General features: G+C 48.4%; 25 protein-coding genes and 1 pseudogene. 19 read left to right on the top strand and 7 right to left on the bottom strand.

Features of this window, described 5'->3' with window-relative positions:
• Nucleotides 1–7: 7 nt before the first annotated feature.
• The 4 genes from AC0QUU_RS07445 (at nucleotide 8) to AC0QUU_RS07460 (ending at nucleotide 3,020) form a co-directional block, all read left to right on the top strand.
• On the top strand, nucleotides 8–976 hold the full coding sequence (locus AC0QUU_RS07445) for an ATP-binding cassette domain-containing protein (protein WP_474541778.1): 969 nt from the start codon (nucleotides 8–10) through the stop codon (nucleotides 974–976).
• The gene (locus AC0QUU_RS07450) at nucleotides 973–1,587 is read left to right on the top strand and encodes an ABC transporter ATP-binding protein (RefSeq protein WP_474541779.1); all 615 of its coding nucleotides are present in this window, start codon (nucleotides 973–975) and stop codon (nucleotides 1,585–1,587) included. The genes AC0QUU_RS07445 and AC0QUU_RS07450 overlap by 4 nt, the downstream gene beginning before the upstream one ends.
• A 301-nt stretch (nucleotides 1,588–1,888) precedes the next feature.
• Nucleotides 1,889–2,191 carry an MATE family efflux transporter gene (locus AC0QUU_RS07455; protein ID WP_474541781.1) on the top strand — a complete coding sequence of 101 codons (303 nt, stop codon included), beginning with the start codon at nucleotides 1,889–1,891 and terminating at the stop codon, nucleotides 2,189–2,191.
• A complete protein-coding gene (locus tag AC0QUU_RS07460; RefSeq protein ID WP_474541782.1) occupies nucleotides 2,169–3,020 on the top strand; it encodes an aldo/keto reductase in 852 nt (283 codons plus the stop codon). The genes AC0QUU_RS07455 and AC0QUU_RS07460 overlap by 23 nt, the downstream gene beginning before the upstream one ends.
• Nucleotides 3,021–3,152: 132 nt before the next feature.
• Here the strand turns inward: AC0QUU_RS07460 and AC0QUU_RS07465 are convergent, their stop codons facing one another.
• The gene (locus AC0QUU_RS07465) at nucleotides 3,153–3,995 is read right to left on the bottom strand and encodes a LysR family transcriptional regulator (protein WP_474541783.1); all 843 of its coding nucleotides are present in this window, start codon (nucleotides 3,993–3,995) and stop codon (nucleotides 3,153–3,155) included.
• Nucleotides 3,996–4,134: 139 nt separating this feature from the next.
• On the opposite strand from AC0QUU_RS07465, the gene AC0QUU_RS07470 reads away from it, so the two are divergent.
• The 4 genes and pseudogenes from AC0QUU_RS07470 to AC0QUU_RS07485 all read left to right on the top strand — a co-directional run bounded on the left by AC0QUU_RS07470 (nucleotide 4,135) and on the right by AC0QUU_RS07485 (nucleotide 7,144).
• Entirely contained in the window at nucleotides 4,135–5,070 is a 936-nt protein-coding gene (locus AC0QUU_RS07470; protein WP_474541785.1) for an aldo/keto reductase, read from the top strand.
• 139 nt (nucleotides 5,071–5,209) lie between these two features.
• Nucleotides 5,210–5,377, top strand: a pseudogene (locus tag AC0QUU_RS07475) (SDR family NAD(P)-dependent oxidoreductase); the annotation flags it as partial.
• Between the two features lie 84 nt (nucleotides 5,378–5,461).
• The gene (locus tag AC0QUU_RS07480) at nucleotides 5,462–6,145 is read left to right on the top strand and encodes an alpha/beta hydrolase (protein WP_474541787.1); all 684 of its coding nucleotides are present in this window, start codon (nucleotides 5,462–5,464) and stop codon (nucleotides 6,143–6,145) included.
• Nucleotides 6,146–6,259: 114 nt separating this feature from the next.
• On the top strand, nucleotides 6,260–7,144 hold the full coding sequence (locus tag AC0QUU_RS07485; protein ID WP_474541789.1) for a Uma2 family endonuclease: 885 nt from the start codon (nucleotides 6,260–6,262) through the stop codon (nucleotides 7,142–7,144).
• A 114-nt stretch (nucleotides 7,145–7,258) separates the two neighbouring features.
• Here the strand turns inward: AC0QUU_RS07485 and hcp are convergent, their stop codons facing one another.
• A complete protein-coding gene (hcp, locus tag AC0QUU_RS07490; RefSeq protein WP_474541791.1) occupies nucleotides 7,259–8,851 on the bottom strand; it encodes a hydroxylamine reductase in 1,593 nt (530 codons plus the stop codon).
• Nucleotides 8,852–8,998: 147 nt separating this feature from the next.
• On the opposite strand from hcp, the gene AC0QUU_RS07495 reads away from it, so the two are divergent.
• Nucleotides 8,999–9,658 carry a Crp/Fnr family transcriptional regulator gene (locus AC0QUU_RS07495; protein ID WP_474541792.1) on the top strand — a complete coding sequence of 220 codons (660 nt, stop codon included), beginning with the start codon at nucleotides 8,999–9,001 and terminating at the stop codon, nucleotides 9,656–9,658.
• Nucleotides 9,659–9,701: 43 nt separating this feature from the next.
• On the opposite strand, the gene pepT is transcribed toward AC0QUU_RS07495, so the two are convergent.
• Entirely contained in the window at nucleotides 9,702–10,931 is a 1,230-nt protein-coding gene (gene pepT, locus AC0QUU_RS07500; protein WP_474541793.1) for a peptidase T, read from the bottom strand.
• Between the two features lie 185 nt (nucleotides 10,932–11,116).
• On the opposite strand from pepT, the gene AC0QUU_RS07505 reads away from it, so the two are divergent.
• Genes AC0QUU_RS07505 through AC0QUU_RS07515 form a run of 3 tightly spaced genes read left to right on the top strand, consistent with a single transcriptional unit; the run spans nucleotide 11,117 to nucleotide 12,302 of the window.
• Nucleotides 11,117–11,557: a hypothetical protein gene (locus tag AC0QUU_RS07505; protein WP_474541795.1), complete on the top strand. Its 441-nt coding sequence runs from the start codon at nucleotides 11,117–11,119 to the stop codon at nucleotides 11,555–11,557.
• A gap of 51 nt (nucleotides 11,558–11,608) precedes the next feature.
• A complete protein-coding gene (locus tag AC0QUU_RS07510; protein ID WP_474541797.1) occupies nucleotides 11,609–11,911 on the top strand; it encodes a nucleotidyltransferase family protein in 303 nt (100 codons plus the stop codon).
• Nucleotides 11,898–12,302, top strand: a complete 405-nt coding sequence (locus tag AC0QUU_RS07515) for an HI0074 family nucleotidyltransferase substrate-binding subunit (protein WP_474541799.1) — start codon at nucleotides 11,898–11,900, stop codon at nucleotides 12,300–12,302. The genes AC0QUU_RS07510 and AC0QUU_RS07515 overlap by 14 nt, the downstream gene beginning before the upstream one ends.
• Before the next feature lie 41 nt (nucleotides 12,303–12,343).
• Here the strand turns inward: AC0QUU_RS07515 and AC0QUU_RS07520 are convergent, their stop codons facing one another.
• Entirely contained in the window at nucleotides 12,344–12,676 is a 333-nt protein-coding gene (locus tag AC0QUU_RS07520) for a winged helix-turn-helix transcriptional regulator (RefSeq protein ID WP_087162541.1), read from the bottom strand.
• A gap of 168 nt (nucleotides 12,677–12,844) precedes the next feature.
• On the opposite strand from AC0QUU_RS07520, the gene AC0QUU_RS07525 reads away from it, so the two are divergent.
• The 5 genes from AC0QUU_RS07525 (at nucleotide 12,845) to AC0QUU_RS07545 (ending at nucleotide 18,378) form a co-directional block, all read left to right on the top strand.
• Nucleotides 12,845–13,396, top strand: a complete 552-nt coding sequence (locus AC0QUU_RS07525) for a flavodoxin family protein (RefSeq protein WP_474541801.1) — start codon at nucleotides 12,845–12,847, stop codon at nucleotides 13,394–13,396.
• Nucleotides 13,397–13,597: 201 nt separating this feature from the next.
• On the top strand, nucleotides 13,598–14,845 hold the full coding sequence (locus AC0QUU_RS07530; RefSeq protein ID WP_474541802.1) for a hypothetical protein: 1,248 nt from the start codon (nucleotides 13,598–13,600) through the stop codon (nucleotides 14,843–14,845).
• A 25-nt stretch (nucleotides 14,846–14,870) separates the two neighbouring features.
• Entirely contained in the window at nucleotides 14,871–15,362 is a 492-nt protein-coding gene (locus AC0QUU_RS07535) for a transglutaminase-like domain-containing protein (protein WP_474545538.1), read from the top strand.
• Between the two features lie 126 nt (nucleotides 15,363–15,488).
• A complete protein-coding gene (locus AC0QUU_RS07540) occupies nucleotides 15,489–17,198 on the top strand; it encodes a [Fe-Fe] hydrogenase large subunit C-terminal domain-containing protein (RefSeq protein ID WP_474541804.1) in 1,710 nt (569 codons plus the stop codon).
• Nucleotides 17,199–17,202: 4 nt separating this feature from the next.
• Entirely contained in the window at nucleotides 17,203–18,378 is a 1,176-nt protein-coding gene (locus AC0QUU_RS07545) for a SpoIIE family protein phosphatase (protein ID WP_474541805.1), read from the top strand.
• A 106-nt stretch (nucleotides 18,379–18,484) separates the two neighbouring features.
• On the opposite strand, the gene aroA is transcribed toward AC0QUU_RS07545, so the two are convergent.
• From aroA to AC0QUU_RS07560, 3 genes are all read right to left on the bottom strand, one after another.
• Nucleotides 18,485–19,774: a 3-phosphoshikimate 1-carboxyvinyltransferase gene (aroA, locus tag AC0QUU_RS07550; protein WP_474541806.1), complete on the bottom strand. Its 1,290-nt coding sequence runs from the start codon at nucleotides 19,772–19,774 to the stop codon at nucleotides 18,485–18,487.
• Between the two features lie 50 nt (nucleotides 19,775–19,824).
• Nucleotides 19,825–20,922: a prephenate dehydrogenase/arogenate dehydrogenase family protein gene (locus AC0QUU_RS07555; RefSeq protein WP_474541808.1), complete on the bottom strand. Its 1,098-nt coding sequence runs from the start codon at nucleotides 20,920–20,922 to the stop codon at nucleotides 19,825–19,827.
• A gap of 325 nt (nucleotides 20,923–21,247) precedes the next feature.
• Nucleotides 21,248–22,567 carry a transposase gene (locus AC0QUU_RS07560; protein ID WP_474541810.1) on the bottom strand — a complete coding sequence of 440 codons (1,320 nt, stop codon included), beginning with the start codon at nucleotides 22,565–22,567 and terminating at the stop codon, nucleotides 21,248–21,250.
• Between the two features lie 230 nt (nucleotides 22,568–22,797).
• Here AC0QUU_RS07560 and AC0QUU_RS07565 point away from each other — a divergent pair, with 230 nt between their 5' ends.
• Together AC0QUU_RS07565 and trkA are read left to right on the top strand one after the other, a co-directional pair.
• Nucleotides 22,798–24,873 (top strand): elongation factor G, encoded by a 2,076-nt coding sequence (locus AC0QUU_RS07565; protein ID WP_474541811.1) that lies wholly within the window; start codon nucleotides 22,798–22,800, stop codon nucleotides 24,871–24,873.
• Nucleotides 24,874–25,039: 166 nt separating this feature from the next.
• Nucleotides 25,040–26,398: a Trk system potassium transporter TrkA gene (trkA, locus tag AC0QUU_RS07570; RefSeq protein ID WP_474541812.1), complete on the top strand. Its 1,359-nt coding sequence runs from the start codon at nucleotides 25,040–25,042 to the stop codon at nucleotides 26,396–26,398.

Here is a 26,398-nt window from a genome sequence, read left to right on the forward strand (position 1 = left end):
GATACATTTGGAACCAATTCTGCAGATTGAACATCTGTCCATAGAATTTATACAATACGAACGCAGAACGGGCAAGGTACGTGTCAGTCCGGGCATGCATAAGCGCAGTCTGCCTGTTATCCGGGATCTGTGCCTGGAAATTTATCCGGGACAGATTGTGGCGGTGGCAGGCGCCAGCGGTTCCGGAAAGAGTCTTCTGGCTCACAGTATTCTGGATATTCTGCCCTATAACAGCCGCCGGGAAGGCGTGATCCGGTATGACGGGAATCTCCTGACTTCTGAGCGGGCAGAACAACTCCGGGGACGGGAGATCGTGCTGGTGCCTCAGGGGGTAACCTATCTGGATCCGCTTATGAAAGTAGGCCCCCAGCTGTGGAAAGGGAAAAAAGACCGGGAAACAAAACAGCGGTACCGGCGTGCGCTGGAACGTTACGGAATGGAACCGGAGACAGAAAACAGATATCCTTTTGAGCTTTCCGGCGGAATGGCCCGAAGGGTCATGATCGCCTCTGCTTCGGCAGAGAAGCCCCGTCTCATTATCGCAGATGAACCGACACCGGGGCTGGATGCCCGGGCCGCAAAGCGGATTCTCGGACATTTCCGGGAACTGGCAGATGAAGGAGCAGGAATCCTGTTTATTACCCATGATCTGGAGCTGGCACTGGCGATTGCCGACCGGGTGGCAGTCTTTTATGCCGGAGAGACTATAGAAGAGGCGGACGCGGCGGACTTCTCCGACACATCCGGTCTGCGGCATCCTTTTACGAAAGCATTGTGGAATGCCATGCCGGAACATGGATTCGTGCCTGCTCCAGGGGCGCAGCCCTACCCGGGACAGGCGGAGACAGGATGCCTTTTTTCCGGCCAGTGCGCGAAATGCCGGCCGGAGTGCCTTTCCTGTGAAGGCATTCCGCTGCAGTCTTATAAGGGCGGCAAGGTGCGCTGCCTGTATCCCGGAGAGGAGGAAAACGGATGATTCTGGAGGCAGATCATATCACATTTTATTACAGAAGAAAGGACGTCCCGGTTCTGAAGGATATCAGTCTGTCGGTCTCCTCCGGTGAGCGTGTCGGCCTGAAGGCTCCCAGCGGCAGAGGAAAAACCACGCTGTGCAGGCTGCTGGCCGGATATGAACGCCCTGTAAAAGGACAGGTTCTGCTGGACGGAAAATTACTGAAAGACTACAGAGGGATCTGTCCCGTTCAGATGGTCTGGCAGCATCCGGAGACTGTAGTGGATCCGCTTCTCAGGCTTAAGACTACGCTGGATGAGGCAGGGCATGTGGAACAACGGCTGCTGGATCATCTGCACATAGAAGAAGAGTGGCTCGACCGGTATCCGTCAGAACTCTCCGGAGGGGAGCTTCAGAGGTTCTGCCTGGCGCGTGCGCTCCGGCCGGAGGTGAAGTTCCTTTTATGTGACGAGATCTCGGCCATGCTGGATCTTGTAACCCAGGCACAGATCTGGAATTTCCTTCTGGAAGAAGCCCGGAGAAGAGATCTGGGAATGCTTATCGTCAGTCACGATGACGCCCTGTTAAGACAGGTGTGCACGCGGGTGGAGACGCTGCCTTTTGAAACCGTATAAAGGATAAAGCGCCGGAGACAGGCGGATCCGGGGTGTCTGCCGCGTTGTAAAAGTTTTTGAAATTTCCCTTTGAAAAACAAAAAATTATCCAATATAATAAAAACAACGTGTAGCATTTAACTGCGTAAAACCAGTTCAGATGCTGCACGTTTTTTTATGTAATTATTTATAACAGGGGGGTGAATAACAATGAGGGAGATGAAAGAAAGGCCAGTCAGACCGCGGGAAATGCGATTTTTATGGGAGCAATTATATTTGAAACGCTGTTACCGTCTATGGACTGTACTGCAAGATTCAGCAGATGATTATATTTGCCGCTGTTGGCGTCCGGGATGCGATTACGCCGATCGTCTCTTTCAACTTCGGAATGAGAAATAAGAAACGAATAAAAGAGGGCATCCGTTACGGCATGATCTTTACGGCAGTGCTGATGGTAATCGGCCTGGTCGTAATCGAACTGGGAGCGGACGTGCTGACCCGGTTTTTCTCACTTTCCGACGTCACTTATGCAATGTGCGCGGTCTTAATGTATATCCGGGCAAAAAGGAAGAAAATCAATGTGTGTGTAGGAGGAAATGAACATGGAATATGTAACATTAAATAACGGAATAAAAATGCCCCTGGAAGGATTCGGAGTATTCCAGGTGCCGGATCCGGCACAGTGCGAGCAGGCGGTTCTGGACGCCATCGAAAGCGGATACCGTCTGATCGATACGGCAGCAGCATATATGAATGAAAAAGCAGTAGGAGAGGCCATCAGGAAATGCGGTGTTCCCCGCGAAGAACTGTTTATTACTACAAAACTGTGGGTACAGGACGCAGACTATGAAGGAGCGAAGAAAGCAATTCAGACATCTCTTGACAATCTTGGACTGGATTATCTGGATCTGTATCTGATCCATCAGCCCATGGGAGATTACATCGGAGCATACCGCGCGATGGAAGAGGCTTATAAAGAAGGAAAGCTCCGCGCCATCGGCATCTGCAACTTCTATCCAGCACGTCTGGCGGACTTCTGCGAGTCTGTGGAAGTAAAACCGGCAGTAAACCAGATTGAGCTGCATCCGTTCTTCCAGCAGGAGAATGCGCTTGCGCTTATGAAAGAGTACGGAGTAGTTCCGGAGGCATGGGGACCGTTCGCAGAGGGCAATCACGGTATCTTTACCCATCCGGTACTGACAAAGATCGGAGAGAAATACGGAAAGAGCGCCGCTCAGGTGGCTCTGAGATGGAATGTTCAGAGAGGCGTGGTTGTGATTCCGAAGTCCGTACACAAAGACCGCATGGAGCAGAACATGGACATCTGGGATTTTGAACTCAGCGCAGATGATATGGCGGAGATCGCGAAACTGGATCTGGGACACAGTGAGATCGTAAATCATGATGACCCGGCATTTGCAAAAATGCTACACAGTATGAAGATCCATGAGTAAGCAGAAGGAATAGCATTCCGGCAGATTATATGCTGAATGACCACTGAAATGACGCCGGGGGATGGCAATGGAAAAATCTTCCTCCGGCTTTTTTTCTGGACACAGGACAGCGGAGCTGATTCAGGCAAACAGTCAGCGGAAATGACGGAACACGGGCATAAATCTCGCTTTTTCAGATTTCAGGCAGGCGCAGTAATACGTGACATTTGCTTCTTCATCCAGAATCGGGATGATTACACGGTCAGTTTCCTGCCGGGAGCGTTTCATGACGTAATCTGTGGTAAATGCGGGAAATGCGGAGTTCTCCACAAGTTCTCCCAGGACGTCCATTTCCTGCTGCAGGAGAAAACGGGAGGACGGCATCTTGCGGCGGCACAGTCCGTCCCAGAATCCGATCTGGGAGTAGAGAAGAAAGGTCTGTCCGTCCAGATCCTTTAAGTACAGTCCGTCAGCGTCAGCCAGCGGATGGACCGGCGGCAGTAAAACGTAGAGGTGCTCGCTTTCAATGGGCAGGGAATAGAAGTCCTCTGCATCGGGCTCTTCGTGAAAAATTACAAGCTGATATTTATTCTCTCTGAGCTGCTCAGCCAGGTGAGGATCTCCGGTTACTTCCGTGGAGATGGTCATTCCTTCGTAAAGGCTGGAGAGAAGAGAGACAAAATCAGGGATCAGCACAGGAGTACAGGACCCCACGGAGATGGTGCGCTTTTTCCGGTCATACTCCCGGATCTGTTCGATCATGGATTCTTCCTGCATGAGCAGGCTCCGGGCGTACTGCACTGTAAGCGCCCCGTTTTCATTGAGGGTAAGCCGGCTCTTCTGCCGGTCAAAGAGTTTTACGCCCAGCTCGTCTTCCAGCCGCTGCATGGAGCGGCTCAGGGCCGGCTGGGAGATATGGAGCTGTTCCGCCGCTGCAGACAGAGTGCCGCAGGAAGCGAAGGCTACAAGCTGTTCGAACAAGTGGATTTCAATCATAAGCAGATTCCTTTCATCGTGCCCGGAGTTTATCCATGCCCGGAATTTGCATTTGTAAGGCATGAGAATGTACGTAAAGTGCACATAACTGTATTTTACAGGAATCAGGATCTGAAAACAAGTCTGCGGATAAACTGCTGTGAAGAAAGAGGAAGTCAGGATGCAGGAAAGAAAAGAGAATAGTAAACAAAGCTTAACACTGAGAAACGGAGTCAGTATGCCCCTTCTGGGATTCGGTGTACTGCAGATGAAAGATCCGGAAGAGTGTGAACGCTGTGTGCGGGAAGCTTTTGAGAGCGGATACCGCATGTTTGATACAGCTGCTTCCTACGGCAACGAAAGGGCGGTCGGAAATGCTCTGAAAAAGATTGTGGAAGAAGGGAAAGCCCGCAGGGAAGATCTGTTTGTTATTACAAAGCTCTGGATTGACGGCGCCAGTGAAAGTGCGGCAGAAAAGGCGTTTGAAGAATCTCTGAGGAGACTGCAGTTTGACTATATCGATCTGTATCTCATTCACCAGCCATACAGCGACTATTACGGCGCATGGCGCACCCTTGAGAAACTCTATAAAGATGGAAAGGTCAGAGCCATTGGTGTGAGCAACTTCAGTCCGGAGCGGCTGACCGACCTGTGTCTGAACAGTGAAGTGCCGCCCATGGTCAATCAGGTGGAGCTGCATCCTTTCTATCATCAGGACGACGCCCTGCGGATTATGAAAGAGCTGGGCGTACAGCCGCAGGCATGGGCGCCTCTGTGTGAAGGACTGAAAAATATTTTTTCCAATAAAATCCTTGAAAAGACCGGGATGAAATACGGAAAAACGGCAGCGCAGACCGCGCTTCGCTGGAATATTGACCGGGGCGTGAGCGTGGTGACGAGGAGCAGTGTTCCGGAGCATATGGGGGAGGATCAGGATATCTGGGATTTCAGTCTGACAGAAGCAGAGCTGAGCGCGATCGATCAGCTTGATCTCGGCTACAGTGAAATACTGGATTACGGGAATCCCTGCATTGCCCGAATGTTCCTGAAAAAGCGGGGCATACAGGAAGAAAAGGATGACAGGGTTATATTGTAATTTCAGGAAACGAATCATATAATGAGAATTAACGAGTTCAACAGCAAAGATTTTATTCTGTGACTGATCTTACATTATATGAAAGGAGACTTTGGATTCTCCGGGTATGGAAAAGCAGGGAATCCGATCTGAATACCTGATGAAAATCGCAGTTGTAACAGGAGCTTCCAGCGGTCTGGGAAAGGAGTTTGTCCTGCAGATCGCGGAAAAAGAAAAGAATCTGGATGAAATCTGGGTCATTGCCCGGCGGCGGGAACGTCTGGAGGCGCTTCAGCAGGACTGCGCCGTGCCTCTCCGCATACTTGCTATAATGCGGCGGCCGTAATCCTGTGCCGTTGTTATGCCGGTCAGCACCACATAGTTCGCCAGACAGAAAGAGGGGAAGATCTGTATGACTCAGTTTACCATCGGACAGAAACAGATATCTGTCTATCCGTGTGATGAACCGGACCGGCCGGTGATCTATCTCAATACCTTTGCGGGGGAAGGAAAGCAGGTTCTGCGCCTTCTCAGGGACGATGGCTGTCCGCCGTTTACGCTTGTATCTGTCAGCAGTCTTAACTGGAATCATGATATGTCGCCCTGGGAGATTCCGCCGGTTTTCAAAAATGCTGATCCATGTACAGGAGGGGCAGATGATTACCTGAGAATCCTGATTGAAAGGATCGTGCCGGAGGCGGAAAAGGAAATAAAGGAAACGGTGTCCTGGCGGGGAATCGCAGGGTATTCCCTTGCAGGACTCTTTGCCCTGTATTCGCTGTATCGGACTGACATTTTTTCAAGAGCCGCCAGTATGTCGGGTTCTCTGTGGTATCCGGGAATTACAGAATATATTTCATCGCATACTATGAAAAAGACGCCGGATTATTTATACTTTTCACTGGGAAGCAAAGAAGCCAGAACGCGCAATCCCTATATGAAAACCGTTCAGGAGAATACAGAAATGATTGAAAAATATTACAGAGAGAATGGAATCAGCACAGCTTTTCAGCTGAATCCCGGAAACCACTATAAAGATGCGGAAAAACGGACCGCGGCGGGAATACGCTGGCTGGCGGACAGACAGGCGGAGTAAGTAGAGCATGGGGGAATTAAATGAGTCGTGATTAACCGTAAATGGATGAAACGGTTGACAATTATCGAAAACGGGTATATTATGAGCATAAGACAGTAGAAAGGGGGCGGCCTTATGCTCTATGAGAATCTGAATCAACGCAAGAAAGAACTGGGACTTACCACAGAACAGCTCTCCCGGCTGTCCGGGGTTCCGGTGGGAACGATCAATAAGATCTTAAGCGGGGAGACGCGTTCTCCGCGATATGATACGCTTCGTGCTCTTGAGGATGTCTTATATGGGGCTGACGGCATCGGAAACCCGGAACCTGATTCCGGCAGAAGTATCTATGATACAGTTTATGACCGGACAGACAGTTTATGGGTGAAAGCCGGCGATGAGGCATACCGGAATCTGCCGGATGCTGTCAGAGAAGCTGCCGCCCCGTACCTTACAAAGCGGCAGGGCGAATACACCGTAGACGATTACAGGAAGCTGCCGGAAGATATCCGGGCGGAGCTGATCGACGGAGTGCTTATTTTTCTTGAAGCTCCTACATTTACACATCAGGAGCTGATCACAGAACTGCTGTTTGAGATCAAGCTGTTTATCCGTGCAAAGAAGGGCATCTGTCGTGTGCTCCCGTCGCCTCTGGATGTGCAGATTGACTGCGACGACAGAACCATCGTGCAGCCGGATATCGCTCTGATCTGCAAAGAGGAGAGGATCACGCGGAAAGGAATCTACGGGGCGCCGGACTTCTGCATTGAGATCGTCTCGGATTCCAGCCGGAAGAGGGACTACGGGATTAAGATGCAGAAGTATATGAATGCCGGCGTGCGGGAATACTGGATCGTGGACCGGAAGCGGGAAAAGATCGTATGCTATTGGTTTGAGGGCGAGGATGCGCCGGAAATCTCGATGTATACGTTCCGTGATAAAGTACCGGTAAGGATCTATGACGGACAGCTTGAGATCGACTTCCCGGGAATCGTACAGCGGTTGTGGAAAGAAGAGTAAAAGAGTTAACAATATTGACAATATAGATACGAAAGAAAAGGGGCCGCAAAGCCCCTTTTAAAATTCCATATTTCTGTAAAGATCCGGTTTCTGTATCAGATGATCTCTGTGATATTATCCGAGTATCTCCTTCAGATCCTGCTCCGGTGTTGTGGTCGGGCGGATTCCGTAATTTTCCACAAGGAAATTCAGCACGCCGGGTGACAGGAACGCCGGCAGCGTAGGCCCGAGGTAAATGTTCCGGATGCCCAGATGCAGGAGTGTCAGCAGGATACAGACAGCTTTCTGCTCATACCAGGACAGCACCAGGGTCAGCGGCAGGTCGTTGACGCCGCAGTCAAATGCGTCCGCCAGAGCAAGGGCAGCCCGGATCGCGCTGTATGCATCGTTGCACTGTCCCATGTCCATGATCCGCGGAAGTCCGCCGATGCAGCCCAGATCGAGATCATTGAACCGGTATTTCCCGCAGGCGAGAGTGAGCACTGCCGTATCGGAAGGCGTCTGCTTTACAAAATCCGTATAATAGCTGCGGCCTTTTCTCGCTCCGTCGCATCCGCCTACAAGGAAAATGTGCTTTAAGGCTCCGTCTTTTACTGCGTCGACGATTGTACCCGCGGCGGATAATACGGTATTGCGCGCAAATCCTGTGGTGACTGTCTTTCCGCCGTTGATTCCGGTGAATTCCTGATCTTCCGGGTAACCGCCCAGCTCCAGTGCTTTTTCGATGACAGGTGTGAAGTCTTTATCTTCTCCAATGTGGATGACTCCTGGATAAGAGACAACTTCTGTTGTAAATACACGGTCTGCATAGCTTGCTTTCGGCGGCATCAGACAATTGGTCGTAAACAGGACCGGAGCCGGAATGTCCGCGAACTCTTTCTGCTGATTGTGCCATGCGGTGCCGAAATTTCCTTTCAGATGAGGGTAAGCTTTCAGTTTCGGATATGCGTGTGCCGGAAGCATCTCACCGTTGGTATAGATATTGATTCCTTTCCCTTCTGTCTGTTCCAGAAGAAGCTGCAGATCTTTCAGGTCGTGCCCGCTGATCACGATAAACGGTCCTTTCTCCACTGTAAGCGGCACAGTGACAGGAACCGGATCCCCGTAGGTCTCTGTGTTTGCCTGATCCAGAAGCGCCATACATTTCAGATTGATTTCGCCCACTTTCATTACAATGGGAAGAAGCTGCTCCATATTCAGATCTTCGCCGATGGCAAACATCCCTTCATAGAAAAAAGTGTTGACTTCTTCATCAGAATAACCCAGTACCATTGCGTGGTACGCATATGCCGCCATCCCCCTGAGACCGAACAGAATCAGAGATTTCAGAGAACGGATATCCTCGTCTGCATTCCAGAGCAGTCCCATATCGTAATCCTCTGTCCTGCCGCATGGCCGGGCGCACCCTCCGCATCCGGGGATGAGGGCGTTTTTCTCTCTTGTTACATTTTCGATCTGCTGCCGGATCGTCTCTTCGCTAAAGTTTACATTGGTGATCGTTGTGAAAAGCCCTTCGATCATTGCCCGGTGAGTGGACGGAGAAGGTGTACTTCCGCTGACTGCCCGGGCAAGGCCGATCAGGGCGCCTGTAAGTTCATCCTGAAGTCCGGCCACATCCGCGCTCTTTCCACATACGCCGGCATTTCCGGTGCATCCGGTACATCCTGCAGTCTGTTCACACTGAAAACAAAACATATTATCTGACATTTTCATAACCTCCTGTCAGCGCCGGCCGTGTTGTTGTCTGTATACCGGCACTGTGATTGATTTTTCTATTGTATTGCTTGACTTTACAAAGTGAGTATAATACGATGTTTAAAACAAGACGGTTGTAAATACAACAGAAAGGTAATTATGGAAAAATATTTATCACTATTAAAAAACTCAAAGCTGTTTCAGGGAATCAGTGAGGAGGAACTTGCATCTATGTTGGACTGTCTGTCGGCAGTCACCCGGAGTTATCATAAGGGAGAATACGTCTTCAGCAGGGGGGAGCGCATTGACAGCGTGGCGCTGCTGCTGGAGGGCTGTATCCATATCCAGAAAGAAGATTACTGGGGGAATCTGAGTATTCTCAGTGAGATTTCAGAGGGAGAAATATTCGGTGAAGTGTATGCCTGCCTCGGAAGCGATGAAATTCTGAATAATGCTGTTGCCGTAAAACCGGGCAAAGTGCTTTTTCTGGATGTGAAGCGGATCCTTACCATGTGTCCGTTGGCCTGTCAGTTCCACGGGCGGCTGATCCGCAATCTTCTGGCTGTGCTTGCGCAAAAGAACAAAATGCTCACCCGGAAGCTGGAGCATATGTCCAGAAGAACGACGAGGGAAAAGCTTCTGTCCTATCTGTCGGAGCAGTCCCAGAGGGCCGGAAGTCCGGTGTTCGATATTCCGTTTAACCGGCAGCAGCTCGCGGACTTCCTCTCCGTGGATCGGAGCGCCATGTCCGCAGAGCTGTGCAGGATGAGAGATGAGGGGATCCTCTCCTTTAACAGAAACCACTTTGTACTGAAATGAAAGATCTGAAGAGCAGACAGAACAGTCAGATCGGACCGTCCGTTCAGTGCGCTGTCTGTTCCGCATATATTTTCACAAGTTCCAGTGCGACTTCACAGGCCGCATCCATGCCCTCGGCGGTGATGTGCTCATAGGGACCGTGATATCCGTGGCCGCCGGTTCCCAGGTTGGGACAGGGAAGCCCCTTAAAGCTTAGCTGGGCGCCGTCTGTGCCGCCGCGGATGGGGAGAACAAGCGGTGTAACGCCTGCATTTTCGCAGGCTTTTTTCGCATTCTCAATCAGGTGCATACAGCCGGCGATAATCTCAGCCATGTTGCGGTACTGGTCTGTTATGGTGAGGGCAGCAGTGCCGCGTCCCCATTTCTGATTGATCGTTTTCTCTATATTCCGAAGTGTCTCTTTGCGCTCTTCAAATTTCGCTGCATCATGATCCCGGATGATATACCGGAGTACTGCATTTCCCACATCGCCTTTCATGTCAATGAGATGATAGAATCCTTCGTATCCGTCGGTGTCCCGCGGCGTCTCTCCTTCGGGCAGCATGGAGTTGATCTCCATGGCCACCAGAGAAGCATTTACCATAACATTTTTGGAAGAGCCCGGATGGACATTCACGCCCTTGATCTGAAATTCGGCTTTGGCGGCGTTGAAGTTCTCATACTGGATCTCGCCTTCTGTATCGCCGTCCAGTGTGTAGGCGAAGTCGGCGCCGAATTCATCCACATCGAAATGCGCGGCGCCCATGCCGATCTCCTCGTCCGGTGTAAAGGCGATGGAAATGGGGCCGTGGGGGATATCTTCATCCAGAATCCGTTCTGCCATAGTTATGATCTCGGCAATTCCCGCTTTGTCATCCGCGCCAAGAATTGTAGTCCCGTCGCTTGTGATCAGGGTGCGCCCTTTCAGGTCTTTCAGATGCGGAAACATCTCCGGCGACAGGGTGCGCCCGCTTGTGCCAAGGGGAAGTTCCCGGCCGTTGTAGTCTTCATGAATCACCGGGATGATCCGCCGGTCGCAGAAGTCGGATACTGTGTCCAGATGCGCGATGAAGCCCAGCTTCGTCCGGTCTTCATAACCCGGTGTGGCGGGAATATGCGCGTACAGGTAGCATTGAGTGTCCACTTTCACGTCGGTAATTCCCATAGTAAAAAGTTCCCGGTACAGATGGTGGGCAAGCTCGAACTGGCAGGCAGAAGAGGGAACGGTATCGCTTTCCTCGTCGCTGGGAGTTCTGATTGCTGCGTATTTTAATAATCTTTCGAATGCTTTCATTGATAAAATCCTTTCATGACATTTTTTTCAGTTCTTTCTTCATACAGATATGCGGCAGTTTTCGTCAAAATCCGGTTCGAAATGCATTGTAGCATTTTTGATATTTGCGGGTCAAGGTGTGTCCGGGATGTGTTACAATAAGTAGAGTAAACATGATGTTTTACAGAATGAAAGGAAAAAGAGAAATGATTTACACTGTACTAAAAATAGACGAAGATCTTGATTACGGATGTGAAGAAAGAGCAGAAGACCAGCCGGTAACCGCTCTTGTTACTCTGCGGTCACCCGGCGGGGAGGAGAGCACCTGCAGAATGCCGGATCAGCTTCTCTATGATAATGACATTAACGAAGAGGATAAGGTTATCTTCGACGAGGACGGGCTGCTGCGGAAACCGCTGGGCAGGGACTGGACATCTTACTGCAATGATAAAAATACGGATATCGCCGGATTTGTCAATTGGATGCAGGAGGCAAAGTCAGGAAAGGAGATACGGAAAGTCTGTCCGTTCTGCGGCGGGAACGTCGGGGTGATATCAAACAGGGAAGGTCATACAGTGATCGGATGCGATTCGTGTGATATGCGGATTGAACTGGGCGGGACATATGATCTGGCATCTGAAGAATAACAGCTTGCGAAAGATATTTGATAATGGTATTCTTTTCATGGGTGATTAGTTATGCAGAATCTGGAGAAAACCGGAATTAAGCCGGTAGTTATTGATGAGATAAAAGCGCTTGCCCAAGTATATGGGATTCAGAAAGTAATATTATTCGGTTCAAGGGCACGGGGGGATTTCCACAGAGCCAGCGATATAGATCTTGCGGTGGAGGGCGGAAGAATTACCGATTTCATAATTGAAGTAAAAGATTCGACGTCTACGCTGCTTGAATTTGACATTGTTGATTTGGCAAACACACAGCCGGGAGAATTTCTGGAATCAATAAAGCAGGAAGGAATAATTCTATATGAAAAAATTTGATAATTTTATTTCTAATTTAAATGTATTGGAAAAGGCAGAAAACGAGGATTTGAATAACGAATTTGTAATCAGTGGAATTATTGATAAATTTTTTATCCAGTTCGAACTCAGCTGGAAAGTGTTAAAAGAGCTTTTGCGCTATGAAGGCAAAAGTGTGGCAAATACAGGATCGCCCAGAGAAATATTGAAGGCTGCGTATTCTGTCTATGACTTTATAGATGAGGATATCTGGCTTAATATGCTGAAATCAAGAAATGACATGACTCATATATATGACGGTGAAGCAGCAAAACGTCTTGTGGATATGATTCTTGGAAAGTATATTCCGGCTTTTAAATTGATGGAAGAGAAAGTACTGGAAAAATATAAGGATATTATGGATACAATATGATGCTTCTGATGTCGAATACTATTTAAGGCAAAACCGGCTTATCAAAGCCGGTTTTTATCGCCCCATTCGCACATTCCGTCCAGGATCGGGATCAGCGATTTGCCTCTTTCTGTCAGACTGTACTCTACTTTTGGCGGGATCTGAGGATATTCCTCTCTGTGGACAAGCTGGTCTGCTTCCAGTTCCTTCAGTGTGGAGCTCAGCGTTTTATAGGAAATCTGCCCGATGTATTTTTTCATTTCATTAAACCTCACCACACCGAATTCCATCAGTGTGTAGAGGATCGTCATTTTATATTTCCCGTTGATCAGAGATAACGTATAACTGAATCCGGTAGTGCTTAAATTTTCATTGGAAATGCATCTTTTACCCATTTTACACTCTCCTTTAGGTAAGTATTGAACCCGACTGTAAGTATCGCACTTTTATGTGCGTACTTGTTTTAGAGCATATTCTTGCTATGATTGTAATATCAGCAGCAGAGAAAGTCAATTCTGCTGAAGAAAATATGAAGAAAAGCAGTAGTAAAGGAGAGATATGTTATGAGTAAAAAAATTGTAATATTAAACGGAAGTCCCAGAAAAAAGGGAAATACATCAGCGCTCGTTAAATCTTTTACAGAAGGAGCGGAAAGTGCGGGTAATACAGTGACAGAATTTTTCTTAAGCGGTATGGATATTCACGGATGCAGGGGATGCTTCGGCGGACACAGTAGCAGGGAATGTCCCTGTGTTCAGAAGGATGACATGGATCAGATCTATCCGGCGGTAAAAGAGTCCGATGTGGTAGTTCTTGCCACACCGCTCTATTACTGGAATATGAGCGGTCAGATCCGGACAGCGATCGACCGTCTGTTTGCGCTGGAGGAAGGCGACGGCAATCTCCTCAGAGGACACGGCAGGTCTTCCGCGCTTCTGATGGCTGCAGAAGGAAACGGATTTGATGATGTCCTCCTTTATTATGACCACCTGATGGAGCACCTAAGATGGAAGAATCTCGGCCATGTCCTTGCCGGAGGCAACGGTGATGTGGGAGATATCGCGGGCAAACCGGAACTTCAGGAAGCTTATGAACTGGGGAGAGCAATCCGGTAGTCCTGCCGGCCGCTTTCTGATCCGGGCTCTTTACACATACCCTTTACCGGCCTGCCCTAAAGTACAAACCCGGGAGTATATACAGAAAAGCAAATAGAATATTCTGAAATTGCAGAAAAGCTGTTACAATAAATATTAAGAGTAAAACAGAGTCTATTGTATAAGAATATTCATTTTATGATAACAGGCGGGAGTCAGTACATGGAAAAACAGCGCGGCAGCAAACAACAAAGGATAAACAGAAAAAGACAGACATTGATCATTCAGAAATTCTTTTTTCTGCTGACGGGAATTTACGGGATTCTTCTGGTTATCCGTTCTGCTTCTTCCATTTCTTTTTCGGCAGGCCTGGTTTTTCCGGTTATTACGCTGTTCTGTACAGGAATGTATGTGCTGTTTCATATCCGCAGGAAATGGTTCTGGCCGGGAACCGCCGGCATGTTTCTTGTTTTTGGAATTTCCGCGGCCCTGCAGTGGGATCTTTTTGCAGAGCAGACTCTTGCTCTGGCAGGAAGTCTGACGGGTACAGAACATGGAGAACAGAATGTGACTTTCCCTGTCCTGCTTATAATGCTTATTCTTTCAGGAGTTTTCTTCGCGCTTGAAATCATCTGGGAGAAGCACTGGCTGCCTTATATTGTAACCACGGTGATGATGGCGGGGGCGCCCCTTTTTGGGATTCATGTCAGTGTCGGTTCTGTACTTCTGTGTCTTATATTTCAGATTCTGTTCTGGACAATTCATACGGCGGGCAGAGAAAAAAATCAGGATTTATCTGCGGCGGACGGGAACAGAAGCAGAATGTCGCTCCCTGCCAGATGTACGGCTTTTATGGGAGCGGTTCTGTCCGGATTGATCTGCATTTCTGTTTTTGTTACATCCGTCTGGGGTACAGAGCTTTCAGATGCGGTTTCCGGCGGAGAAGGCTTTCTCTCCCGCAGTTTCCAGAGGATTACCGGCAGAGATCAGCAGTCTGTTGCAGACGGGCACGTCAGCAGCGGCAATAATTACAGGACCGGAGACACTCAGCTTGAAGTGACAGTCCTGGAGCAGCCTACGGAGACCCTTTATTTAAAGGGATTTTCGGGAGGCGAATACACAGGCGGAGACTGGGAACCGGCAGACGACCAGGCTGTTTTTGGGGCGATGGCGCAGACACTGCAATGGGATTCCTGGGAATCCTGGATCAGCGGTATGTATTACAGCCTCTATTTCTCAATGAATGAAATGACGTCCTGGAATGAGACCGATCCGGACAGAACAGAACGGAATACAGCGGAGCGGTATGGGGAAACATGCTGCCGGCTTTTGAGAAAACCGGTGAATGGTATCATGAAATTCAGGACGCATATATGCTTGAGATCCCTGATTTCTATACCCGGTCCCGGAAGATATTCTGCCCGGGCTGACGGAACTGTGCAGAGAGCATCCGCAGAATTCTCTCGATGAGGCGACGGCATTTATACTGAACGTTCTGCAGTCCCATGCCTCCTATACGCTGACTCCGGGAAGAGCGCCGGTGAATCAGGATATTGTGGAGTATTTTCTGTTTGAAAACCATGAGGGATACTGCGTACATTTTGCCTCTGCGGCAACTCTGATGTACCGGCTTTACGGTATCCCTGCCCGTTATGCCTCCGGGTATGCTGTGGAGCCTTCCGCGTTTACACAGCAGGAGGTCATCCGTTTTTTCAGCAGTCCTGCTCTCATCCGGGCTGCTTTCACGGTTCTGGCCGTATGTTTTCTGGCTGTACTGCTTTTCCTGCATTGCAGAAGAAAGAAGCGGATAAAGAAACTGAAGCAGATGACGGAAATTGTCAGACGGGCAGCCTACGGACAGACAGAACCTTTGGAGAAAGAAACAGAATTTGTAAGGGCAGTATACTGCCGAACGGCAGAATTTCTCCGGGAAAAACAGAGAGGGTTCAGAAAACTGAGATTCCGGTATACAAAAGCATTTTATTGATTTTAAACCTTCCTGACCGGTTCACGAAAGCCGGAAGACTGTGGTACAATAACTGTGTTACATGCAGTCAGGACCGATTATACCGGTCTGTCCGGCTTTGCCGGAATATAAGGAGGATTTGCCGGAATGAAAGTCATTGATTTTAAGGATGCAAAATGCCGTCACTGCTACAAATGTGTCCGTCACTGCGCGGTGAAGGCGATCACCGTCAGAGACGAACAGGCCCGGATCATGGTTGACCACTGCATCAACTGCGGCCGCTGCCTGGAAGTCTGTCCCCAGAATGCCAAGACATTTGCCAGTGATCTGGAGCGGGTAAAAGGATATCTGCGGCAGGGCTGCCGCACGGTAATCTCCATAGCGCCGTCCTATGCAGGCGTGCTCGAGTTTGACACACCGGGACAGGTGGCGGATGCTCTGGAACGGCTTGGATTTGCGGAGGTAAGAGAGACGGCCGAGGGCGCCGCTCTGGTAACCAATGAGTATAAGAAACTGGTCCGCGAGGCGAAAATGCCAAATATTATTACTACATGCTGTCCCAGCGTAAATGATCTGATCGAAAAATATTACCCGGACTGTGCAGAAATGATGGCTCCCGTAGTTTCTCCCATGGTGGCCCATGGACGCTATATCAAAAAAATATACGGACCGGATGTAAAAGTGGTATTTCTGGGTCCCTGTATTGCCAAAAAGCAGGAGGCGGCCGGAGACGAGCGGGTGACCGGGGCAATTGACGGAATCCTTACTTTTGAGGAGCTGGCAGTCTGGCTGAACGAGGCGGGAATTGACATTCATGCCTGTACAGATAAGCCTATGGGCAATCCGGATCCAAAGATCAACCGGCTTTATCCGGTCAGCGGCGGCGTGCTTCAGTCGGTTATAACGGAAGAAGAGGCGGACGGATACCATAAGGTGTTTGTAGATGGCCTGGAGAACTGTATGGAGATGCTGGAGTGCCTCCGGAAGGGAGAGCTGGATCACTGCTTTATCGAGGCGAATGTCTGTGAAGGCGGCTGCGCGAAAGGCCCTGCTTCTGCCCACTGGAATACATCATATGTAAAAACAAAAGTGAAAATTGAAAATGCCGTATCCTATAAGGCTGCACGGGATCTGCCGGATATGAGACCGGAGGAAATGGCAAAGAAGTTCGGCGGCCGGAGTCTTTCCGATCCCATGCCGTCTGAGGAGCAGATTACCCGTATTCTCAGATCCACAGGCAAATATTCTCCTGCCGATGAACTGAACTGCGGCGCCTGCGGGTATTCCACCTGCCGGGAAAAGGCTGTGGCGGTGTTCCAGGGAAAGGCGGAACTGTCCATGTGTATGCCTTATGCCTTGACAAAAGCAGAGTCCATGTCCAACGTTGTTCTGGATGCTACGCCGAATATGATCTTTGTTGTGGGAAATGATATGAAGATTCTGGACTGCAACCGGAAAGGTCAGGAGCTTCTCGGCGTAGGCCATGACGAAGCTGTGCAGCGGTATATATTTGAGTTTATAGAAACGGGAGATATTGAAGAGACGCTTCTTACCAGGGAGTCTGTTCTGAATAAAAAAGTAAAGCTGGAAAAGGGCAGAATAACGGCAGAAGAGAGTATTGTATATATTGAAAATCTGGATGCTGTTCTTGTCATGTTCCGGGATGTAACCCGGGAGGAAAAAATCAGGGAACAGCATTATAACCTGAAGGTCGAGACCGTTGAGATGGCCCGGAAAGTTATTGAGAAACAGATGATGGTGGCCCAGGAGATCGCGGGACTGCTGGGAGAGACCACGGCGGAGACCAAAGTGACTCTGACAAAGCTGCGGGATTCTATCCTGAACGAGGAGGATTAGGCCTATGAGTGTAAGTATAGATGTGGCCTGGAGAAGTCTGAATAAGTATCAGGAGGAACTGTGCGGAGACAAAGTGGAGATTCTCAAAACCGGTGATTCAGATATCGTGATTCTGGCCGACGGTATGGGCAGCGGGGTGAAAGCCAACATACTGGCCACTCTGACGTCAAAAATACTGGGTACCATGCTCCGGGAAGGGGCTGCCATAGAATCCTGTGTGGAAACCATTGCCAGAACGCTTCCGGTATGCAAAGTGCGGAAAGTTGCCTATGCCACATTTTCCATCCTGCAGATTTTTCACAGCGGGCAGGCATATCTGGCGGAATTTGACAATCCGTCCTGCGTCTTTATCCGGGACGGAAAGATTGTAAATTATCCCTTCAAGGTGCGGGAAATTGAAGGAAAGAAGATTCATGAGTACCGGTTTCAGGTGAAGAAAAACGACTGTTTTGTACTGATGAGCGACGGTGTGATTTATGCAGGCGCCGGTTCGATTCTGAATATGCAGGGCTGGACCTGGGAGGCTATGGCAGAATATACGCTGAAGTGTACGAAGAAGACCCTGTCAGCTTCCCGGCTGGCAGTCCTTCTGAGCCAGGCCTGCGATGAACTTTATGAAGAAAAGCCCGGCGATGATACAACCGTTGCCGTCGCCAGAGTGATCGAGCGCAGAATTGTAAATATATTTACCGGTCCTCCAAAGGACAAAGCCGATGACGACCGGATTATGCATGAATTCATGCACTCCGAAGGGAAAAAAGTTGTTTCCGGCGGTACCAGTTCCAATATAGCCGCCCGTTTCCTGGGCAAAGAAATCATAACCCGGGCGGACAGCGCTGATCCGGATGTACCGCCTGCGGCAGAGATCGAAGGGATTGATCTGGTAACGGAAGGAGTGCTTACTCTTGGAAAATGCCTGAAGCTTCTGAAAAAATACGCGAACGGTGAGTTTGATGAGGAATTTTTTGACAAACTGGACGCCGATAACGGCGCTTCCCGCCTGGCAAAACTGTTGATTGAAGAATGTACGGAGCTGAATCTCTTTGTAGGTACTTCCATTAATAAGGCACACAAAAATTCAGATCTGAGCTTTGACCTGAGCATGCGGATGAATCTGGTGGAACAGCTCATCCGTATGATGGAACAGATGGGGAAGCATGTTTCGGTAAAATATTACTGATACTGAATGGCTGACAAAACAAATACAGCAGGGATTTCCTTCCGGAAATCCCTGCTGTTCGTCATTCTGTATGAGATTATTGCACGAGAATATACATGGATGCGATTTAAAGCAGCTCTTCAAATGTATCATAAAAAGCGGGATAGGACACATCCACGCATTTGCTGTCCAGAATGCGGGTACGGCCTTCTGCCGCCAGCGCCGCAATACTGAATGCCATGGCAATACGGTGATCCAGCAGAGTATGGATGGAAGCGCCTTTGAGTTTCCCGCCATTGATAATCATGCCGTCCTCAGTGGGAGTAACATCACATCCCATTGCCTTCAGGTTGTCAGTAACGGTTTCGATGCGGTCCGTTTCTTTTACTTTCAGTTCCGCCGCATCCCGGATGACAGTAGTTCCTTCGGCGACAGCGGCCATAACGGCAATAACAGGGATCTCATCGATCAGTGCGGGGATAATGTCCCCCTCGATAACTGTGCCGTGGAGCCGGCTTGTCCTTACGGTAATGTCCGCGATTTTCTCCCCGCCTTCAGTCCGCTCGTTGCTCAGCTCAATCCGGGCGCCCATATCTTCACATATTTTCAGGATTCCGGCGCGGGTAGGATTAATGCCTACATTTGTGATCCGTATTTCGGAGTCCGGAACAATCAGTCCCGCCGCGATAAAATATGCGGCAGAGGAAATATCTCCCGGCACCGTAAGCTTTTGTCCGTGCAGTTCCCGGCCGGGCTGTATTATGGCCGTTGTTCTTGAACAGTCCAGATCATGGACAGAGCGAATATCCGCGCCGAATTCTTTCAGCATCAGCTCTGTGTGATTCCGGGAGAGACCGGGTTCTGTTACGGAAGTTTCCCCGTTGGCATAAAGCCCGGCAAGAAGAATGCAGGATTTTACCTGGGCGCTTGCCACCGGCGAATCATAGTGTATGCCGTGAAGCCGGGAGGGGGCAATATACAGTGGGGCACATCCGTTGTGCAGGATGCTGGAGATATCCGCTCCCATCTGAGTCAGTGGATCGATGATCCGCTTCATGGGACGGGAGTTTAGTGATTCGTCCCCGGAAAGTTTTGATTCGAAGGGCTGACCGACAAGGATTCCCGAAAGCAGTCGGGTTGTGGTGCCGCTGTTTCCTACATCCAGGATATGGGACGGAGCAGAGAGACCGTGAAGTCCTTTTCCGTGAACAGTGACTGTGGAGCCTTCCTGTTCGATCTCAATACCCAGCGCGCGGAAGCAGCGTATTGTAGCCAGGCAGTCCGCGCCCGGGAGAAAATTGTGAATTTCAGTAGTGCCGTCGGCAATGGAGCCGAACATAATGCCTCTGTGGGATATGGATTTGTCCCCCGGGACAGATACGGTTCCCTTCAGTCCAGTAATGCCGCATAATTCCATAATAATCTGATTCCTTTCCTCATTTCTGTTTTATTACAGCTTTGGGCTGTTTATACTTCATATACTATATATCGGTATTTCTGAAGCAGAGCGGCTGCTTTTGTACATGCAGCTTCCTGATAGAACTCAATGCGAAGCACTCCCTCTTCAAATTCCCTGTTGTGTACGATTCCGATATTTTTGATATTAATATTGTTACTGGCAAGAATCGTGGCAATAGTGGCGATTCCTCCGGCTTCGTCAATAATATCGCAGTAAAGTGCAAACTGCTTTTTAATGGGGCCGGCAGAAGTGTTGGGCATGGAGTCTCTGTAATCCCGGGATGATTCGAAAAGGGAGTACAGCTTATCTTCATTGCCTGTGTCAACGGAAGCTTTTGCTTTTTCCAGTGCATCAATATAATGTCCCAGTATCCGGGAAATATTATCTCTGTTTTTCAGACATATCTGTTGCCACATAACCGGAGAAGAGGATGCGATTCGCGTAATATCCTTGAATCCGCCGGCTGCCAGCGCCTTCATCAGCTCGTCCTTTGTGTCTGTGTCGCGGACAAAATTCACCAGTGTAGCGGCAATAATATGGGGTAGATGGCTGATTGTTCCGGTAATAAAATCATGTTCCCGATAGTCCAGAACAACCGGAAGGGCTTTCAGAGACGCAATAAAGTTTTTATATGCTTCCACTTTCTCTTCCTTTACTTTTGACGATGGGGTCAGAATATAATAGGCGTTCTCAATCAGGTGAGCCTTTGCGTTGATGAAGCCGCTTTTCTCAGATCCGGCCATAGGATGCCCGCCAATAAAGATTTCATCCATTCCCAGAGCGGTAACCTCTTCATGGATGGATGTCTTGACACTTCCTACATCTGTCAGAATACAGTCTTTTCCCGCCAGATCTTTCAGCTGCGACAGGTAAGCTGTATTATAGGCAACCGGTGTACACAGAAAGATGTAGCTGCAGTCTCTGAAGTTATCGTCAATAGAAGAGCAGGCTGTGTGGATTGTTCCTTCCTGTACTGCCAGCGCGAGAGTTTCCCGGTTCTTGTCAAAAGCAGCAATCTCCCATTCCGGGTAGTAACGGCGGACAGCTTTTGCAATAGAGCCGCCGATCAGGCCCAGCCCCACAAATCCTATTTTTTCATGTTCCATGCTGTTTTATAATCCTTTCAATACAAATTTGACAGTTCAGCGGCGTTCGAACCGCCGCAGGCCGATTTTCGGCACAACTAAAAATATTTTAACACGTTGCCTTGTAAAAGTAAACAAGCGCAATACTTATGCAGTTTTAAACGGTAAAAATATATTTGCCTGCCATATGCCAATGAATTTCTAAGAAAAAATAAGTTATCCACAACACTGGTTTTTCTTCCGAACTTATTCACTTTTAAGGCCCTGATGACCGAATTTCCTCTTTTTGTAGATAATTCAGTTCATTTTCCTCTTGGCAGGCACCACTTCCTTTGCTATACTTATCTCAGTTGAATGACTGTGTATTTTCATCAACTGGGAATATATCTTCTTTTGTTAGTTGCCGTCCAAAGCTGGCTAACAAATCAGAAGATATATTTTTTTGCTTCTTTTTGATCCCATTCTTCTCCAGATAATAATACTCATACAACTGTTTCACAAAATCCGAGATCTGTGCCATTAGATAATGGTTCTTCTGCGCCTGGTCATCCCAGCTGCATGTATGGGTAATGCTTCCCTGCCAGTTCTTCTGCCGGTTAAATCCTTCATTCTCTATCTTCCAGCGCTTTCTTCCCGTTTCCGCCATCTTTTCCGCATTCCCTTTGGTAATCCTTATGCTGCTCAGCCATTGGAATTCTGTTGTTTCTCCAGCCTTTTCTTCCCGATATCTTAATACGTGTACCGGTTTGCCATCATAATCAATATCATTCACGAATTCGGCTTTCTCTGTTTTCCCTTTTTCCGGTATCTTTTCGTATTCTTCCGCTATGCTCGGAATACTTCCCTTTTTATACCGGATCAGGAATTCCCACTTATATTCCCTGCACAGATCCATAACCGGTTTTGATGCATACAGACTGTCTGCCAGCAGCAGGATCGGCAGCCGGGGAAATCTTTTCTTGATCCGTCCTGCCAATCGGGTAAATGCTTTGGTCTCACAATCCTGTTTGATCTCCTCCGCACTCATTTTTTCCTGGCGTTTCCGGTCTTCCCCGTTATTCTCGATGAATTCACTCCCTATACTGGCTACCAGCTTTTCTCCAAAGAAGATCTTCGCCTCCAGCACATCCCGGTGATACAGTGTGATCTCTTTGTCTGTTCCCTTATTACAGCACCGTTCCAGACAATGCTCATTCAGTTTTCTCTGTCCGCAGTATAGCTGTGTCCCATCCACTATGATCAGCCATTTTTTCTTATATCTTGCATCCTCAAAGCATCGTCTCCGGATCAGATGATACACCAGGTCCTGCTTGATTTCTTCCAACTCCATAGGAGCAAGCCTTTCCAGATACTCATTCTCTGTTACATGATGGGGAACGTATTCCCCGGCTTTTTCTCCTATAAATGCAGACAGATTTTTAGAAACCGTCTCTTCATTAAACTGTTCTGTCATCTCCTGCATACTGTCAATCCCCGCGATTCCCTTATAATATAAAGTCCCCAGCATCATCCGGTTTGTATATGTGATATAGCTCGGATGTCGGGGATCCTTTGTTTGGGCAAACTTCCAAAACAGCTGACTATAATATCTGTTTTGGATTTTATTAAGTTCTCTAATTGGATTTTTTTCAAGTTTCTTTTGTATTCTCTGTTCTTTTCTTCCCATTTCAGCCTCACCGCGAAAAAATTTTTTGTAATAATTCTATTTTCGCAGTGAAGCTGTGTATTTTCAATAGATTTAGTGCGAATTATTTTTACCTGTCAAAGCTGATACTTATGTGAAAAATTCATAAAAGAGTTGTAATCGTGGAAGATTTTTAGTACAATGTACCCATGATGTGTACGCCTGCAGAGCATTTGGGTGTGCAGAATAACTACATACAAGGAGGCAGCAGCATGAAGGTTTACAGAACAGACGAAATCAGAAACGTGGTATTGCTTGGACACGGCGGAAGCGGCAAGACAAGTCTTGTGGAGGCAATGCTGTACGTATCAGGTGCCACAAACCGTATGGGAAAAGTTACGGATTCCAGTACGGTCAGTGATTTTGATAAAGAGGAGCAGAAGCGTGGATTTTCGATCAGCACAAGCCTGATTCCGATAGAATGGGAAAAAGCAAAAATCAATATTCTCGACACGCCGGGATATTTCGACTTTGTCGGCGAAGTAGAGGAAGCAGTCAGTGCGGCGGACGCGGCAGTCATTGTTGTATCCGGTAAGGCAGGCGTTCAGGTCGGAACAGAGAAAGCATGGGAACTCTGTGATAAATATCATCTTCCGAGGATGATCTATGTAACGGAGATGGATGTGGACGATGCAAGTTTCCGTCAGGTAGTTGAAGATCTGACAGCAAGATACGGCAAAAAGATTGCGCCTCATTTCCAGCCTATCCGCGAGAACGAGAAACTGGTGGGCTACATTAACGTAATCAAGAATGCAGGCCGCAGATATACGGGAATCGGTCAGAGAGAAGAATGTGAGATTCCGGATTACTGTAAACCGAATCTGGAAATCCTGAGAGATTCTCTTATGGAGGCGGTTGCCGAGACAAGCGAAGAATTTATGGAAAGATATTTCAACGGAGAGGAATTTTCCGTAGAAGAGATCCGGTCCGCCATGCGTACCGAGGTTATGGACGGAGATATCGTGCCGGTTGCCATGGGATCTAATATCCAGGCTCAGGGCGTTGCCAATCTTCTGTCGGATATCGTAAGATTCTTCCCCAGCCCGGATAAGAGAACCTGCGCAGGCATCAACCGCACGACAAACGATATCTTTGAGGCAAATTATGATTTCGCGAAAGCAAAAACAGCATATGTATTCAAGACAATGGTAGATCCGTTTATAGGAAAGTATTCTTTTGTAAAGGTATGCTCGGGAGTACTCAAAGGCGATGACGTTCTTTATAATGCGGATACAGATGCTGAGGAGAAACCGGGAAAACTTTATACGATGTGCGGCAATAAACCGTCGGAAGTACCGGAGCTGTTTGCCGGCGATATCGGAGCAATCGCAAAACTTACAAATACACGTACGGGCGATACGCTTTCTACAAAGGCAACTCAGGTAACATACGCCAGAACAGATTATTCTGTTCCATATACGTATATGAGATACAAGGTGAAGAACAAAGGGGACGAGGATAAAGTATCCCAGGCTCTGGCAAGAATGACCGCGGAGGACGTCACGCTGAAGGCTGTAAATGACAGTGAGAACAGACAGACGCTTCTCTACGGTATGGGAGATCAGCATCTGGAGATTGTGGCAAGCAAACTGGCAGCCAGGTATAAGGTGGAAATTACTCTTGAAACGCCGAAGGTAGCATTCCGCGAGACAATCCGCAAGAATTCGGATGTGGACACCAAATATAAGAAGCAGTCCGGCGGACACGGACAGTACGGTCATGTTAAGATGAGATTCGAACCCTCAGGAGATCTTGAGACACCGTATGTATTTGAAGAGTGCGTAGTAGGCGGCGCGGTTCCGAAGAACTACTTCCCGGCAGTAGAAAAGGGCCTTCAGGAATCTGTACTCAAAGGACCTCTTGCGGGATATCCGGTAGTGGGTGTAAAGGCTACATTATACGATGGATCCTATCATCCGGTTGACTCTTCTGAGATGGCGTTCAAGACGGCCACAATTCAGGCGTTTAAGAAAGGCTTTATGGAGGCATCACCGGTTCTTCTTGAGCCAATCGCGTCTATGAAAGTAACCGTTCCGGATGATTATACCGGAGATGTTATGGGCGACCTGAATAAGAGGCGCGGACGTGTGCTTGGCATGACACCGGTTGCCGGCGGCAAACAGGTGATTGAGGCGGATATTCCTATGACAGGTCTGTTCGGCTACTGCACTGTACTTCGTTCCATGACAGGCGGACGGGGAACTTATGAGTATAAATTCTCAAGATATGAGCAGGCTCCTTCCGATGTGCAGGAAAGGGAGATTGCGGCAAGAGCAGCAGAAGAATAATGAAAAATATCCGGGGCATACAGTCAAAAACTGTGTGCCCTTTCTCTCGTCTTTTCTGCCGCATATTGCTTTTACTAAGAAAATACGGTTTATATTGTACTCTGATATCAATGGTGCTATAATTGCTCTGCTGTAAATGAACAAATAAAATATCGAGGATAAAAAAATGAAAATAGTTATTATTGGTGACGGAAAAGTGGGGTATAAGCTTGCAAAGCAGTTGTCCGTTGAAAATTATGACGTGGTGCTGATTGACAGCAATGAAAAGAAACTCAGATATGCCATTGACCGTCTGGATATTTCCTGTGTAACAGGCGACGGGGCTGACGCAGAGGTTCAGAGGCAGGCAGATGTGCCTCACGCAGATCTCGTAATTGCATGTACATCGGCAGATGAATGCAATATGCTCAGCTGTCTGATCGCGAGAAGGCTGGGAGCGAGGCATACAATTGCCCGGGTGAGAAACCCGGTTTATTACAGACAGATCGGACTTCTTAAAGAGGATCTGCATCTGAGCATGGCGGTTAATCCGGAACTGATCGTAGCAAATGAGATCAGCCGGCTTCTGCTTTTCCCGGATGCCAGTAAGATTGAGACCTTCGTAAAGGGCCGGGTTGAGCTGATCGAGTTTCCGGTCTGTGCACAGAGCAGGCTTGTGGGAAAATCTCTGGCTGAGATGTATGACCGGTTTCAGGTACAGGTGCTGGTATGCGCCGTAGAGCATGGTGATGAAGTGATTATCCCGGACGGATATTATGTGCTTCGTGCCGGCGACAGACTTCATATTACCGCATCGCATGCGGAGATTGAACGGTTTTTTAAAATGCACGGGAATCATAAAGAGAAGATCAAAAAGGTAATTATCTGCGGCGGAGGAAGAGTGGCTTATTATCTTTCAAAACAACTCTGTGCTCTGGGCATGCAGGTGAAAATTATTGAGAGAAATGAAGCGCGCTGTGAAGAATTGTGTGAGCTGCTTCCGAAAGCAGTTATTATTCAGGGAGATGCCACCGACCATGATCTTTTGATTGAAGAAGGGGCAGATGACGCAGATGCCTTTGTGGCTCTGACCGGAATGGATGAGGAGAACATTATTGTGTCTCTGTTTGCCAAAAAACAGGGGATCGGAAAGATCATTACTAAAATCAACGAAGACAGGCGGGCGTACATTGTTGAGGATTTCGGCATAGACAGTGTCGTTTCGGCAAAAGCTGCCACGGCGGATTCTATTTTAAGCTATGTGAGGGCAAGAAAGAATTCACAGGGCAGCGCCAATGTTGAGACAATGTATCAGCTTGTAGATGAGAAAGTTGAGGCTCTCGAATTCATCGTAAAATCCTCCACCCGGTATACGGGGGTTCCGCTTAAAGATCTGCAGCTCAGGTCCAATAATCTGATAGCCTGTATTGCGAGGAAAAACCAGATTATTATACCAAACGGCGATGATTGCATCGAAGCAGGCGACAGTGTGATTGTTGTTACAATGGAGCCTCATGTCGAGGATATCGTCGATATTCTGATGTAG

The organism is Mediterraneibacter sp. HA8405, from assembly GCF_056148955.1.

Coding starts and splice junctions, on each gene's coding strand:
- AC0QUU_RS07450 (WP_474541779.1), top strand. CDS start 973: ATGATTCTGGAGGCAGATCATATCACATTTTATTACAGAAGAAAGGAC.
- AC0QUU_RS07455 (WP_474541781.1), top strand. CDS start 1,889: ATGATTATATTTGCCGCTGTTGGCGTCCGGGATGCGATTACGCCGATC.
- AC0QUU_RS07460 (WP_474541782.1), top strand. CDS start 2,169: ATGGAATATGTAACATTAAATAACGGAATAAAAATGCCCCTGGAAGGA.
- AC0QUU_RS07465 (WP_474541783.1), bottom strand. CDS start 3,995: ATGATTGAAATCCACTTGTTCGAACAGCTTGTAGCCTTCGCTTCCTGC.
- AC0QUU_RS07480 (WP_474541787.1), top strand. CDS start 5,462: ATGACTCAGTTTACCATCGGACAGAAACAGATATCTGTCTATCCGTGT.
- AC0QUU_RS07485 (WP_474541789.1), top strand. CDS start 6,260: ATGCTCTATGAGAATCTGAATCAACGCAAGAAAGAACTGGGACTTACC.
- hcp (WP_474541791.1), bottom strand. CDS start 8,851: ATGTCAGATAATATGTTTTGTTTTCAGTGTGAACAGACTGCAGGATGT.
- AC0QUU_RS07495 (WP_474541792.1), top strand. CDS start 8,999: ATGGAAAAATATTTATCACTATTAAAAAACTCAAAGCTGTTTCAGGGA.
- pepT (WP_474541793.1), bottom strand. CDS start 10,931: ATGAAAGCATTCGAAAGATTATTAAAATACGCAGCAATCAGAACTCCC.
- AC0QUU_RS07505 (WP_474541795.1), top strand. CDS start 11,117: ATGATTTACACTGTACTAAAAATAGACGAAGATCTTGATTACGGATGT.
- AC0QUU_RS07510 (WP_474541797.1), top strand. CDS start 11,609: ATGCAGAATCTGGAGAAAACCGGAATTAAGCCGGTAGTTATTGATGAG.
- AC0QUU_RS07515 (WP_474541799.1), top strand. CDS start 11,898: ATGAAAAAATTTGATAATTTTATTTCTAATTTAAATGTATTGGAAAAG.
- AC0QUU_RS07520 (WP_087162541.1), bottom strand. CDS start 12,676: ATGGGTAAAAGATGCATTTCCAATGAAAATTTAAGCACTACCGGATTC.
- AC0QUU_RS07525 (WP_474541801.1), top strand. CDS start 12,845: ATGAGTAAAAAAATTGTAATATTAAACGGAAGTCCCAGAAAAAAGGGA.
- AC0QUU_RS07530 (WP_474541802.1), top strand. CDS start 13,598: ATGGAAAAACAGCGCGGCAGCAAACAACAAAGGATAAACAGAAAAAGA.
- AC0QUU_RS07540 (WP_474541804.1), top strand. CDS start 15,489: ATGAAAGTCATTGATTTTAAGGATGCAAAATGCCGTCACTGCTACAAA.
- AC0QUU_RS07545 (WP_474541805.1), top strand. CDS start 17,203: ATGAGTGTAAGTATAGATGTGGCCTGGAGAAGTCTGAATAAGTATCAG.
- aroA (WP_474541806.1), bottom strand. CDS start 19,774: ATGGAATTATGCGGCATTACTGGACTGAAGGGAACCGTATCTGTCCCG.
- AC0QUU_RS07555 (WP_474541808.1), bottom strand. CDS start 20,922: ATGGAACATGAAAAAATAGGATTTGTGGGGCTGGGCCTGATCGGCGGC.
- AC0QUU_RS07560 (WP_474541810.1), bottom strand. CDS start 22,567: ATGGGAAGAAAAGAACAGAGAATACAAAAGAAACTTGAAAAAAATCCA.
- AC0QUU_RS07565 (WP_474541811.1), top strand. CDS start 22,798: ATGAAGGTTTACAGAACAGACGAAATCAGAAACGTGGTATTGCTTGGA.
- trkA (WP_474541812.1), top strand. CDS start 25,040: ATGAAAATAGTTATTATTGGTGACGGAAAAGTGGGGTATAAGCTTGCA.